General features: G+C 47.8%; 7 protein-coding genes and 1 tRNA gene. 1 reads left to right on the top strand and 7 read right to left on the bottom strand.

From position 1 onward, the window contains the following. Positions 1 to 44: 44 nt before the first annotated feature. The 5 genes from menA to BN102_RS02545 all read right to left on the bottom strand — a co-directional run bounded on the left by menA (position 45) and on the right by BN102_RS02545 (position 7,015). On the bottom strand, positions 45 to 938 hold the full coding sequence (gene menA, locus BN102_RS02520) for a 1,4-dihydroxy-2-naphthoate octaprenyltransferase (RefSeq protein ID WP_019207496.1): 894 nt from the start codon (positions 936 to 938) through the stop codon (positions 45 to 47). Positions 939 to 1,511: 573 nt separating this feature from the next. Continuing rightward, positions 1,512 to 4,193, bottom strand: coding sequence for a 4-alpha-glucanotransferase (locus BN102_RS02525; RefSeq protein WP_019207498.1), 2,682 nt, complete (start codon positions 4,191 to 4,193; stop codon positions 1,512 to 1,514). Positions 4,194 to 4,484: 291 nt separating this feature from the next. Then, a complete protein-coding gene (gyrB, locus tag BN102_RS02535; RefSeq protein WP_019207500.1) occupies positions 4,485 to 6,452 on the bottom strand; it encodes a DNA topoisomerase (ATP-hydrolyzing) subunit B in 1,968 nt (655 codons plus the stop codon). Positions 6,453 to 6,649: 197 nt separating this feature from the next. After that, positions 6,650 to 6,901, bottom strand: coding sequence for a 30S ribosomal protein S20 (gene rpsT, locus BN102_RS02540; protein WP_021312215.1), 252 nt, complete (start codon positions 6,899 to 6,901; stop codon positions 6,650 to 6,652). A gap of 42 nt (positions 6,902 to 6,943) precedes the next feature. Then, a tRNA-Glu gene (locus BN102_RS02545) sits at positions 6,944 to 7,015 on the bottom strand. 150 nt (positions 7,016 to 7,165) lie between these two features. On the opposite strand from BN102_RS02545, the gene recO reads away from it, so the two are divergent. Beyond that, a complete protein-coding gene (recO, locus tag BN102_RS02550) occupies positions 7,166 to 7,894 on the top strand; it encodes a DNA repair protein RecO (RefSeq protein WP_035456811.1) in 729 nt (242 codons plus the stop codon). Positions 7,895 to 7,939: 45 nt separating this feature from the next. On the opposite strand, the gene BN102_RS02555 is transcribed toward recO, so the two are convergent. Together BN102_RS02555 and BN102_RS02560 are read right to left on the bottom strand one after the other, a co-directional pair. Then, on the bottom strand, positions 7,940 to 9,652 hold the full coding sequence (locus tag BN102_RS02555; protein ID WP_019207503.1) for a RagB/SusD family nutrient uptake outer membrane protein: 1,713 nt from the start codon (positions 9,650 to 9,652) through the stop codon (positions 7,940 to 7,942). Positions 9,653 to 9,672: 20 nt separating this feature from the next. Then, positions 9,673 to 12,759, bottom strand: a complete 3,087-nt coding sequence (locus BN102_RS02560) for a SusC/RagA family TonB-linked outer membrane protein (RefSeq protein ID WP_019207504.1) — start codon at positions 12,757 to 12,759, stop codon at positions 9,673 to 9,675. Positions 12,760 to 12,984: the final 225 nt, after the last annotated feature.

The raw sequence follows: 12,984 nt of genomic DNA on the forward strand, positions 1-12,984 counted from the left end.
AAACCATAAAACAGCAGCGAGTATCACTGCAAAAATCATCTTTCTCATACGTATATGGCCGATATAATACCCATGATCAGCAGCAGACTAAAAACCATCACCAGTTTTGCAGAATCCTTATCCAAGTCTTTAATAAGCTCCAAATGGCCGGAAGCTATCTTCCGTATCTGCGTCATGTTTCGAATCAAAATCGGCAGAGACAAAAAGATGATAAGGCAATGATATGGGAGTATTCCCCCAATAATGAGCAGCACGGTAATCAGATAGGCCGAAATGCCTATGACTTGGTACAAAACCTTCGAAGCCGTGATACCGAGTCGCATGGCCAACGTGGTGATGCCGGCTTTTCGATCATTTTCTATATCCCGAGTATTGTTTGCCTGGAGAATATTTACTACCAATAGCCCGACAGGCAACGAGACAAATAATAGCTGCCACTCCATCCGGCCGGTGACGACGTACATCGTGCCTAATGCTATCAGCATCCCGTAGAGCACAAAGATGACCAGATCGCCGAGTGCATGGTACTTGAACCGATAGTAAAATAACGTACCGATCACTCCGAACAGACCGATGAATAACAGTATAAAGTCAGTTTTCAAACATAGATACAGTCCTACCAAGATTCCTGCGAGCAGTAATCCGAAACCGAATTTCAGAATAGTCCTGGAAGTAAAAATTCCCTCTACGATCAGTTGACTGGAGCCATAGGTGCCTTTTCGGTCGACCCCGAACTGAAAATCGTAATAGTCGCTGATTAAGTTTCCTGCAGCCTGGAATATCACGACTCCTATCAATGCCATTAGGCCATTAAACGGATTTACCTCCATCGAATCGCCGGTATGTAATAAGTAAAAGACATAGGCGAGTGCAAGCAAAGCCGGCATCATAGACGCCGGGAACGACCACGGGCGAGTAGCGAGAATCCATTTTTTCATAAGAAAACCCTTTTATGTTCAAAAATATAATGCCTTAATTAGAGGCTTCTGCATCGGGGGCGCAAGATAGCAAAAAATAACTATCCGACAAAACGGAGGGTGCCGGTCGTTTTAGATAAATACCGTCCCTCGACCTGAACGATGACGTCCGGAATCTATCCGACGAGGTTCGGGATACCTCCGTTTACGTCCCCCAACCTCAACGACGGGGTCCGGAACCTCAACGACGGGGTCCGGAACCTCAACGGCGGGGTCCGGAACCTCAACGGACAGGTCCCCTAACCTCAATGACGGGGTCCGGAACCTCAACGGACAGGTCCCCCAACCTCAACGACGGGGTCCGGAACCTCAACGGATAGGTCTCCTAACCCCAACGACGAGGTCCGGAACCTCGTCGGATCGATCTTGAACCTCGACGATGCAGCCTCTTGTCCGGAGAGACCATGCCCGACCGGGTAAGCAGGGTAAGGATGGTGCCGCCCGAAGCGGCGGCTGCGATCTGCACTCCGAAAAAGCCGAAGCTGAGATTCCATCATTGTGAAAAATGTTTGTCGGGTATCGGTTTCATGGCATTCAATTCCTTTCGTTTTGATCGATCAACGTGCTGATTTTTTCGTTGAGCCTGTCGCATTCCGTCAAGGCTTCTATGGAGAGGTGCATGCGATAGCGCCAGTAATGTCGCGGAACGGAGGGGATATTGATGCGTTCCGCTTCCGTATCCGGACAACGAACCTCTTCGTCCATGGAGGTCCAATCCTGAAACGAAAGGATACAGAGGGCGGAGGGGCATTCCAGATGGCGACGGACGATCTCTTCGCAAATAGCTCCCGACGCCGCTTGGGGCGTTTCGTCCCAATGCCCTAAGATCTGCTTGTAAAAACGGGAAGTCTGCTCGAAATCCTCTTCCCACCAGCCCCGAAGGGTCGACATGTCGTGTGTGGAAATGGTGCATACCGACCGATAGGGGTATTCCCAGACGTGTCCGAATTCGTATCGCGGATCTTTCGGCATGCGTTGAATCTCCAAACTGAGGATCTGTAATTGATTCATGACCCAGGGCACGCACTCGGGAACCATTCCCAGATCTTCTCCGCAGACTAACATGGGAGTAGCCTGCGTGAGTACGGGCAATTTCCGCATCGCCTGGTCGTACCAGAATTGATTGTGCCTTTTGTAATAGTAATCGTTGTATAGGCGGTTGAACGCCTCTGCCTCTTTCCAACTGAGTTGACGGAATACGTAGTCGTTTTGTACCGCGATGCGAGGGTGGTACATCTCCGGATGCTTTCTGTCGGGGACGAAGAGCACGTCGCTTATCAATGCGTACAAACCTTCTTTGAGGTGCTGGCTTTCTTGGTCAGGCTTCTCGGCGAAGAAGGCTTCTACCTTTCGTTGCGTATCGAATTTCGACTGCATGGAGTAAATATCGTGATGCTCGTGTTTCAGAAAATGACGGCTCACATATGCGGCTTTCTCTCCGAATATTTCCGCGATCATCCGTTCGCTGATGAAAGGCTTTGTCATAAACTCTTGCTGGAAGGGTAAGCCATAACTTTCTATTTCGGCCGCGCTCATGGGCAACGCCGGCACGAACTGGCCGAGCAGACCATGGACGGAATGGGTAGGGATTTCCCAGATACGGAAGAATCCCAAGATATGATCGATTCGGTAAGCCGTGAAATATTCGGCCATTTTGCTGAGTCGCTTTTGCCACCACAAGTAATGATCCTGTTCCATGATTTCCCAATTATAGGTAGGGAATCCCCAATTCTGGCCTTTTACGGAAAAAGCATCGGGAGGAGCGCCGGTCTGCCCGTCCATGTTGAAGTAATGAGGCTCAGTCCATGCTTCGACGCTGTGGCGGCTGATGCCTATGGGTATGTCTCCTTTCAGGATAATTCCTTTCTCTCGCGCATAATCGCTCGCTTTCGATAATTGAATGTGTAACAGATATTGGACGTAATAATGAAACGCGATCTCCTCGTGAGCCGGACTTTCAGCTGCGCAGAGCTTATCGATTTCTTCTTTCCGATAGAGAGCATATTCGGGCCATCGGGCGAAGTCCGACGTACCGTATTCATCCCTTAAATAGGAGAATGCGGCATAAGGTTCGAGCCAACGGGCGTTTGCGTGAAAGAAGTTTTTGAAACCTTTCGTGCGCAGCAAACGTTTCCCGTCCTGTTTGAACATCAGCTTGAGGAAAGACCGCTTGGCTTGGTTGACTGCTTCGTAATCCAGTTGAGGGAGTGCGTTCAGCTCTTTCCGTTTTTGATCGTAGACTGTTTGTTTCTCTCTATCTCGAAGTTTTCCGACTTGTCGTAAGTCGACATACATCGGGTGGAAAGCGTAAATGGATATGCTGTTGTAAGGATAGGAATCGATCCACGTATGTGTATTAGTCGTGTCGTTGATGGGGAGGATCTGAATGACGCGCTGATGTGTCAGGACAGTCCAATCTATCAGTTGCTTCAAGTCTCCAAAATCGCCGACACCGAAGCTCCCTTCGCTGCGAAGCGAGAATACGGGGATGGCTGTCCCCGCTGCCTTCGATTTGGCGGATTCGAACTGTAGCTCCGTCTCCGGAGTAAAGAAGACGGTCGCGGGGAGAGGGGAGGGCTTGTCCATGATCCGATTGTCGCGGTGTTCCCATTCTTCCGCTTCTTCAGTCTCTTCGTCGTATACGACGAATTTGTATGTTATAGGGAAGTGCATTTGCGAGGCATTGACGGCGGTGAACCATTCGTTGGGGCGTACTTCGATCATTTTCGTCGCTTTTGCGGGATTCCATTCGCCGAGTTCCGCGACGCTCCCGCAGATTCTTACTTTCTGATGTTTTTGTCTCAGTGGCGGACAGATCGCCCGGAAGACGATGTTGTTCGGTGCAAGGTCATCGAACTCGCCCTTTCGTTTTCTCGGTTCATACCTTTCGCTGAAAGCGGAACTGTAGAGGAAGCTGTTTGCAGGAAGCTCCTTCCAGTGATCATTGACTTGGAAACGGAGTTCCTCTGCTTCGGTATGAGGAATAAGATGCGGCATATTGCCGCTTTCCCGTCGGATGCAGGTATTGTCTTTGTATACGCCGTATCGATAGGTCAGGTATCCGTCGATCGGTTTTTCGCAGCAATCCGTTTCACCTTCCCAATTGATGCCGTCTATCGTGTTTAATAAAACAGGTTGATTTTCATTTCCATTTATGGTCACGCCCATATTTTCTCCCCAAACGGTGCGATACTCGATTCGGAATGTGATTTTCATACTGTATGATCGATTTTATAATTGAGGGTGTAAATATAGACTTTTCCGTTTATTTCCTTTCTATAGTCGATTGAAAATATAAGTTTGAATGGCTGAATTCGTGGCTCTTCTCTCTTTTCGTATCGTTCGTTTTTTTTCATTTCATCGGTAAAAAGGGAAACGATTTGTTCCGCTTTGCTTCCAATGTCCCCTTTTGAAAATGAAATAAAATAGAAAAGAAAAAAGTCCTGATTCAGTCGAATCGGGGCTTTCTTCACTTAAGATGCGAGGACGGAAATGGTATATCCGACGTTACGCATCGATATTGGCGTAGGTAGCGTTTCTTTCTATGAATTCCCGCCGAGGATCGACGTCGTCCCCCATCAGGATAGAAAACGTTTCGTCGACGTCTTGGGCTTCATTGATGGTTACTTGTTTCAAGATGCGTTTTTCGGGATCCATCGTCGTTTCCCACAGTTGTTCCGGATTCATCTCGCCCAACCCTTTGTAGCGTTGCGTATGGATACCTGTTTCCTCACCGTTTCCGTATTTCCTGATGAATTCTTCGCGGGCGTCGTCCGTATAGCAATATTCGCTTACTTTGCCTTTGGTGCACTTGTACAGGGGGGGATTGGCGATGTACAGGTGCCCTCGCTCGATCAGTTCCGGCATATAGCGATAGAACAGCGTCATGATCAGCGTATCGATATGCGAACCGTCGACGTCGGCATCGGTCATGATGATGATTTTGTCGTAACGGAGTTTGTCGATATTGGCTCTTTTGCTGTCCTCGTCTTCTTCCACGCCAAAACGCACGCCTAAAGCCGTGATGATATTGTTTACTTCATCGCTTTCGAAAGCTTTGTGCCACATGGCTTTCTCTACGTTGAGGATCTTCCCTCTTAAGGGGAGGATGGCTTGTGTAGCGCGGCTTCTGCCTTGTTTGGCGGAACCTCCGGCGGAATCGCCCTCGACGAGGAACAATTCGCATTCTTCGGGATTTTTACTGGAGCAGTCGGCTAATTTCCCAGGAAGTCCGCCACCGCCCATCGGATTTTTTCGTTGGACGGTTTCACGCGCTTTGCGCGCCGCAATACGTGCTGTAGCTGCCAAAACCACTTTATCTACGATCAGTTTGGCTTCTTTCGGATGTTCTTCCAAGTAATTCGTCAACGCTTCGCCGACCGCTTGGTCGACGGCGCCGCGAACTTCGCTGTTGCCTAATTTCATTTTGGTCTGTCCTTCGAATTGCGGTTCGGCGACCTTGACCGAGATGACCGCGATCAAACCCTCGCGGAAATCTTCGCCTTCGATCTTTACCTTGGCTTTTTCCAACGTTTTCGAATCTTCGGCGTACTTGCTCAATACGCGAGTCAAGGCGGAACGGAAACCCGCTTCGTGTGTGCCGCCGTCGCGGGTATGAATATCGTTTACGTACGAGTGCAGGTTCTCGCGGAACCCGGTATTGTACATGATGGCGCATTCGACGGGCGTACCGTTCTTTTCCGTATTCAAGTAAATGACGTCATTGATCAATGGCGTATTGTTGCGATCCAGATAGCGGACAAATTCTTTCAGTCCGTCGTTCGAATAGAATTTCTCAAAGCGGGGACGGCCTGCTTCGTCTGTTTCGCGCATATCGGTCAAGGTGATGGTAATGCCTTTGTTCAAGTATGAAAGTTCGCGCAAGCGAGCCTGAAGAATATCGAACCGGTATGTGGTTACCGTAAAGATAGAAGCATCCGCCCAGAAAGATTGCTTGGTGCCTGTCTTATTGCCGCATTCGCCTATCACTTTGACAGGGTAGAGAGCTTTGCCGCGAGCGTATTCCTGTTGATAGATTTTTCCGTTTCGGTACACGTTCGTAATCATGTGCGTGGACAAGGCGTTTACGCATGAAACACCTACGCCGTGCAACCCGCCTGATACCTTATAGGAGCCTTTGTCGAATTTTCCTCCGGCGTGCAGCACAGTCATGACCACTTCCAATGCCGATTTTTTTTCTTTCGGATGATAATCGACCGGGATTCCGCGTCCGTTATCTTCGACGGTAATCGAATTATCTTGGTTAATAAAGACATCTATATGGTCGCAGTATCCGGCCAACGCTTCGTCGATAGCGTTGTCGACCACTTCATAAACCAATTGATGCAAGCCTCCTTCGGAAATATCGCCGATGTACATCGCCGGGCGTTTGCGCACGGCTTCCAATCCTTCAAGAACTTGAATATTACTGGCCGAGTAGTTGGCTTCTCCCTTCATCTTTTCTTCTTCAGTCATATTAATTCCAATATCTTTTATTTTAGCTTCCAAAGTTACGAAAAATCAATGGAAACGCCATTACTTTAAACCCTAAAAATCGTAAAAATAGGGCCTTGTTGGGTTTTCGAACTTCCGACTTAACTTATTCAAAATAACAAAAGGCCGAATGTAAACACTCGACCTGTAATCTTTATTTGAACAAGGCGCTCGAATTGTTAGAGCTTATTGATATAGGCACACAGGCTCGACTTCAGATTGCCGGCTTTGTTCTTATGGATAATGTGCCGCTTTGCCAACTTATCCAACATTTTTTGCAGAGCCGGATATGCTTCCAACGCCTCGTTTTTATCCGTCATGTTACGCAATCTTTTTAGGGCATTACGCATGGTTTTGGCATAGTAACGGTTGTGAAGTCTTCTTTTTTCTGCTTGTCTGATTCGTTTGATTGATGATTTGTGATTTGCCATTTCGACTAATCTTTAATTATTATTTTTTACTGTTTTTATTCGTAGCCTCTACGGGAATCGAACCCATATTTCAAGAATGAAAATCTTGCGTCCTAACCGGTAGACGAAGAGGCCTTCGTCAACGTCGTATGCCATATGTGTGCTCCAAACGTGGACGCAAAGGTAGAAACTCTTTTTAAATCTCCCAACGATTCATCCGATTTTTTTTACAAAAAAGATTTTTTCTTTCTGGATTTTCTTCCTGAAAATCTGTATTTTTGTCGGATGTTACAAAAATCTATCGGAATAGTTCTTCACAGCTTGAAGTATAATGATTCGATGAATATCGTCGATATGTATACGGAGCATGCAGGTAGGGTTTCCTATTCGATAAGGTTTTCCCATTCCCGTCAATCGAAGGTGAAGCCGGTATTGTTCCAACCGCTCGCTTTTATCGAATTTGAGGCCGATTGTCGTCCGAAAACTCGCCTTTATCCTATTCGCGATGCGAAGTCATGGTTCCCTTTCCAAACCATTCCTTATGATCCGTACAAATCGGCTATGGCGCTCTTTCTTTCGGAGTTTCTGTATCGCTCTTTGCGTGAGGAAGAAGAGAACATTCCGCTTTTCGCCTATTTGAATCATTCCATTCGTTGGTTGGATGTTTGCAAAAGCGGTTATGCCAATTTCCATCTGGTTTTTCTCATGCATCTTTCCCATTTCCTGGGGCTTTATCCGAATGTGGAACATTATATCGACGGTTATTATTTCGATTTGTTGAATGCGCAGTTTACTCCTTTTTTACCCGTTCACGGCGCTTATCTGAAAGCGGAAGAGGCTGCCCAGATCGGCATGCTAATGCGCATGAATTATGACACGATGCATCTGTTCCGGTTGAATCGTGTGCAGCGCAACCGTTGTTTGACCGTTATCAACGATTACTATCGGTTGCACTTGCCTGATTTCCCCGTGTTGAAATCCATAGAGGTATTGAAAGAGTTGTTTGGGGGATGATTTCGACTTGTTTCCGTTTTGATACGGCGTATTGTCTCGTCCGATCTAATACCCTTGATTTTGGGGGAATTCGGCATCTACATTCAAATCGATCTGAGCTTGGGGAATCGGCCATCTGAAATTATGCGGTTTGATGAAAGCTCCCGGGCACAGCGGGTTGTCGTTATATTTCAATACCCTTTCGATCAGTTTTCCCGTGCGGCGCAGGATGATTAGCCGCCATTCTTCTCCATAAAGTTCTCGAGCTCGTTCGTCTAAAATATAATCGATGGAGACTTCTTCGGGGGCGATCGGGTGCGCCTGGGCTCTTTCTCTTACTTTGTTGATATCTTGGGCTGCAAGATCGGGCCTGTTCATTCCGATATACGCCTCCGCGCGCAAAAGCAATGTCTCGGCGAAACGCAGGGCATACCAGTCTTTATGCGTGACGCCGGCTCCGGCCCTGTTCGGATATAGGAAGTAATTGCATGGATCGTGAAATTTCATATGGACGGGAAACAGTATTTTACAAGTATCGAGCATCGGATTGGGACGCGGGGGATTATACAAGCTGAAATCTATTCGTTTTTTATCGTAAGCGGATTCCGGATTGTCATAGTAAAAGTCGCGTTTTAAATTATGTCTTGCGTTTCTGATGTCGTTGTTCCAATTGTCTTTCCAGATCGTGTAGTAGACATAAGTAGTTCCGCGGCAGGTTGCCGTAGGACGGCTTAAGGTATCCGTGTATCCGGTATACGTCCCGTTATATATGGTACCGTTGATGGCGCGCTTTCCGTCGGGCGTAAGACCGATATCGAAATAGCGGGGGCCGTATATGTAAGCGCTTGCGATTTGTCCTCCTCCCGTGATATTGGGTTCGCATTGAATCACCCACATGGCTTCCGTGTTGGATGCGAGGTTATGGTTGCCATACCCGAAAAGATCGTAGTAGACGTCGCCCGTACCGAAAATATCATGTCCCAATCTCGTTCCGAAGCGTTGTCTCATCAATGCGTACTTATAATTGTCAATGGCATGCGATGCGGCTTCTGCTGCCTGTTGGGGCTTTCCCTGTTCTAAATATGTCTCAGCCAAATAATGCCACGCCGGGCCTTGTGTGATCCTTCCCGGCGCATCTTCTTCGCCCGGTTTAGGCAGATATTGGGTTCCGAACTTGAAATCTTCGAGCATAAGCGCGTGAATATCGGCCACGGGATTTCGTACGAAGTCTGTTTTGGGAGCATATAAGGGTTCCTTTATAAGAGGAATGTCTCCGTAAGTCGAGACAAGATACCGGTAGGCGAACGCCCTGAAGAATTTTCCTTCGGCGATGTACTTGTTTTTCCCCGCTTCTCCGTCTTTAAAAATGGAAGCGTCGGCTTTTTGCACTTTATCGATAAGCATATTGGCCCATTGGATAATTTGAAAACCGGCGTTCCACGTATCGACTACATTTCGACGGACCGGCGTCATGTCTCCGTACGAATTCAAGTAAACATTCCCCGCTGCAGGATCTTCGCCGCAATAACCGAGGTCGGAGCCATGGGTAGCCCAGTTCATCACCCCAAATTCTCTGTACGTGTAATACGCGTTCCGCACGCGATGATGAATGGCGGTAATACCTTGTAAGGCTCCTTTCTCCGTGAGATAAGCGTTTTCCGGCGAAAGGAAATCCAACGGTTCTTCATTCAAAATACTTTCACTGCACGACAGCAGCGCAACAGCCGACGCGCAAACGGTCAGGAATAAACTGCCGTATTTATGAGTAGGGGTTTTCATCCTTGTTTCTTTTTGACTGTTTACAGACTTAATTTTATTCCGAAGACGATGCTTCGCATGAGCGGGATATCGCTTACGCCGATTTCCGGGTCCCATCCTTGCCAGTTTGTCCAGACATAGGGATTCTTGCTGGATATGTATAACTGGCAAGATTGCAGTCCGATCTTTTCGATCGGTTTTTTATCGAAATCGTAGGCCAGCGAAACATCCTGTAGCCGTATAAAACTTCGGCTTTGGTAAATTCCGCTCTGTTGCGGAGGATTGTTGTAGATCCCCGTCGTATTCGTGGTAGGGGCATCGGGTCTCCAATACGGATTGATCGCCGAATTGTTCATTCTCTGTTGCATGTAATAGAGCGGATTGATCATCAACGCATTGTCTGCCTTATAGTATTTTTTCCCTCCTTGGATGGAATTGATCAGTACGGAGAGGGAAATATTTTTGTACGACAGGCTGTTGGCGATGCTGAATCGATAACTCGGAGCTTTGTATCCGACGATTGTCCTGTCGTTGGTAGGATCTATTGCGCCATCCTTATTTTGGTCGACATATCTGAACTGTCCGGGATACCATCCTGCCAAAGGGATCTTTCCGCTGAAGAATTCCTCTTCTGTCCATACGCCTCCGGCCATCTGGTAATCGTAAATCGCACTTATCGGCTCTCCTACGAACCAGGAGTTACCGATATCTTTATCGTCTTTCTTGCCGTAAAGTTTGTCGATCCGGTCTCTGTTGAGCGAAAAAGTGATGTTGCTTTCCCAGTTGAATCGTTTGTTATTGAAATTGACGGACTTTAATTGGATCTCAATCCCTTTGTTACCGATTTCCCCGATATTCGACCAGATGTCAATGTATCCGGACGATCGGGGCAACTGCCTTTTTACAAGGACGTCGGTGGTTTTGGCCTTATAGATGTCGATAGAGCCGGTGATCCTGTTATGGAGCAATCCGAAGTCGGTTCCGATATTGTATGAAACCGTCGTCTCCCAGCCTAAGTGAGGATTGCCCAATGTGTTCGGGTATATTCCGATTGCCGTCTCCGAGCCGAACACATAATAATTCGTAGCCATTTTCGACAGACTGGCGTAGCGGCCTATTCCCTGATTCCCGTTTTTGCCGTACGAGGTTCTCAGTTTCAGGTAAAAGCCTTTTTCTTTGAGGAATGCTTCTTCCGTGGCCACCCAGGCTAAAGAAACCGAGGGGAACGTTGCCCACTTGTTGCCTTTCCCGAATCCCGAAAAACCGTCTTTACGAATCGTAGCAGTCAACATATACCGTAAGAGGTAGCTGTAATTGATGCGTGCCATATACGAAAGGCTGCTTTCTTTGTAGGCCGACGATCCTGCATGCTGGATGGTTCCCAACCCTAAATTGTTATACCCCAATACTTCGTTGTCGAATCCTTCCGCGCTTGCGTCTGTCGTGTTTCCCGTCAACTGTTCGCGACTCAGCAGGAATGTGGAATTTAGCTTATGGTTCCCGAATTCCCGCGAGTAGGTTACGATATTGTTTACGATCCAGTTTCTGCTTTCCGATAAATTTTTTGTTCCCATTCCTCTGTTATTGACTCCCGAAGGGGTGTTCGAGTTGTGGAACGAACTGACATTTCTGGCAGTATACGTATGTGAGTAGTTCAATTCGTATTTCAATCCTTTTATCCACGGTAAGGTTACTTTTGCACTCCCGACGGAGAAAAGTTCGTTACTGATATCCGAGTTGTCGATGTATAGATAAACTAACGGATAGGGTTGAAAAAGTTCGTTGCCTAAGTAGATGTCGTAATTAGCCGTCCCGATTTTATTATCCACCAAAGGACTGGCCACTCTCGCATTGGCAAGGCTTGCGGGTATCCCCGAGCGGTCGAGGTACGAATAAGAAGCGTTCAGGCTTAAGGTCAGCCATTTATTGACGGTACTTTCTATGTTGCTCCGCACGGTCACCCGCTTAAAGTTGTCATTTAGCTGGATGCCTTTTATGTCGGAATAGGAAGCGGACAGATAATAGGACATATTGTCCGCTCCTCCCTGAAGGCTTATGCTGTAGTTCTGCAGGGGTGCTATGCGTAAGACCTCTTTCACCCAATCGATTTCGTTGCCGGCCAGATAATTGTTTCGTTCCTCCGGTGTGGCCAGATATTGGGCTACGAGGTTTCTGTCGGTCACATCGGGACGCTTCGGTCTGTCTGCGACGCTGGTAGGGTGGGTGGCGTACCATTCGTAAAGCTTTGACTGATAATTCCAGTCGACCAACCTTACGGCGAATTCGTCCGCATTCATGACTCTCATCGGGTTATTCGTCATATCCTGCCACCCCACGTAAGCATCGAAAGAGATCAGAGGTTTCTGCTGTTTGCCTTTCTTCGTGGTGATCAGCAACACTCCGTTAGCGGACCTCGCCCCGTAAACGGCAGCAGCGCTGGCATCTTTCAAGATATCGATCGTTTCCACATCGTTCAGGTTGAGGCCGGAGATGGAGCCGTTGTAAATGACACCGTCGATCACGATTAAGGGAGCATCGGAGGCGGACAAGGAAGTCTGTCCGCGAACGGCAATGGAAGGAAGACTTTCCGAACCGCCCCGCGATTCGAGATGTACACCCGCCGCCGAGCCGATAAGCGCTTGAAACAGATTCGTATTCGCTCCGGTCGATTTATCCTTCATCGAAATTCTGGTTACCGATCCGGTCAAGTCGCTCTTCTTCATGGTGCCGTACCCGATCGCCACGACTTCGCCCAATACCTGTGTATCTTCCTGCAAGGTGATCTCGACATTCGATTTCCCTTCGATCGGAAGGTCTTGTGCGATACAGCCGATATATGAGACCCGTATCGTGGCATTGCTTCCCACGTTCAGCGTGAAGTGGCCGTTCACGTCTGTCACCGTGCCGTTGGTTGTTCCTGCTTCGACAATATTGGCGCCGATGATGGGCTCTCCTTTCGAGTCGACGACCCTGCCCGATAGCCTGTGCATCTGATCGGGGCGTTGCGCATAGGAAAGATTCCCCCATCCGATACTCGTTCCAATCAAGAAAAACAGCATGCACAGCTTCATGGCTCGAATGAGTTTGCGATCATGCCTCGCCCTTTGGTTGGTTCTCGTTTTTTTCATACTCTTGCATGTTTAGATAAATGGTTACTGATTACGATTGATTATAGTCGGCGTTTGTCTAAACGTACTCCGTGACGGCATTTATTTTATAACACGACAATGCATGAAAAAGTATTATCCGAAACAAAAATTTAACATATGCTAACCTGAAAATTAGATGCGGCAGGTATTCTGCCGAGCTCTTCCAAAGGATTTTTGACGCTGGCGGAGTCTCCGCCGGCGACA

This window comes from Phocaeicola abscessus CCUG 55929 (genome assembly GCF_000312445.1).
GTDB lineage: Bacteria > Bacteroidota > Bacteroidia > Bacteroidales > Bacteroidaceae > Phocaeicola > Phocaeicola abscessus.

What these genes read in the sequence shown, in the direction of transcription:
- rpsT (WP_021312215.1), bottom strand. Translation starts at nt 6,901, where the DNA reads ATGGCAAATCACAAATCATCAATCAAACGAATCAGACAAGCAGAAAAA.
- menA (WP_019207496.1), bottom strand. Translation starts at nt 938, where the DNA reads ATGAAAAAATGGATTCTCGCTACTCGCCCGTGGTCGTTCCCGGCGTCT.
- BN102_RS02525 (WP_019207498.1), bottom strand. Translation starts at nt 4,193, where the DNA reads ATGAAAATCACATTCCGAATCGAGTATCGCACCGTTTGGGGAGAAAAT.
- recO (WP_035456811.1), top strand. Translation starts at nt 7,166, where the DNA reads ATGTTACAAAAATCTATCGGAATAGTTCTTCACAGCTTGAAGTATAAT.
- BN102_RS02555 (WP_019207503.1), bottom strand. Translation starts at nt 9,652, where the DNA reads ATGAAAACCCCTACTCATAAATACGGCAGTTTATTCCTGACCGTTTGC.
- gyrB (WP_019207500.1), bottom strand. Translation starts at nt 6,452, where the DNA reads ATGACTGAAGAAGAAAAGATGAAGGGAGAAGCCAACTACTCGGCCAGT.
- BN102_RS02560 (WP_019207504.1), bottom strand. Translation starts at nt 12,759, where the DNA reads ATGAAAAAAACGAGAACCAACCAAAGGGCGAGGCATGATCGCAAACTC.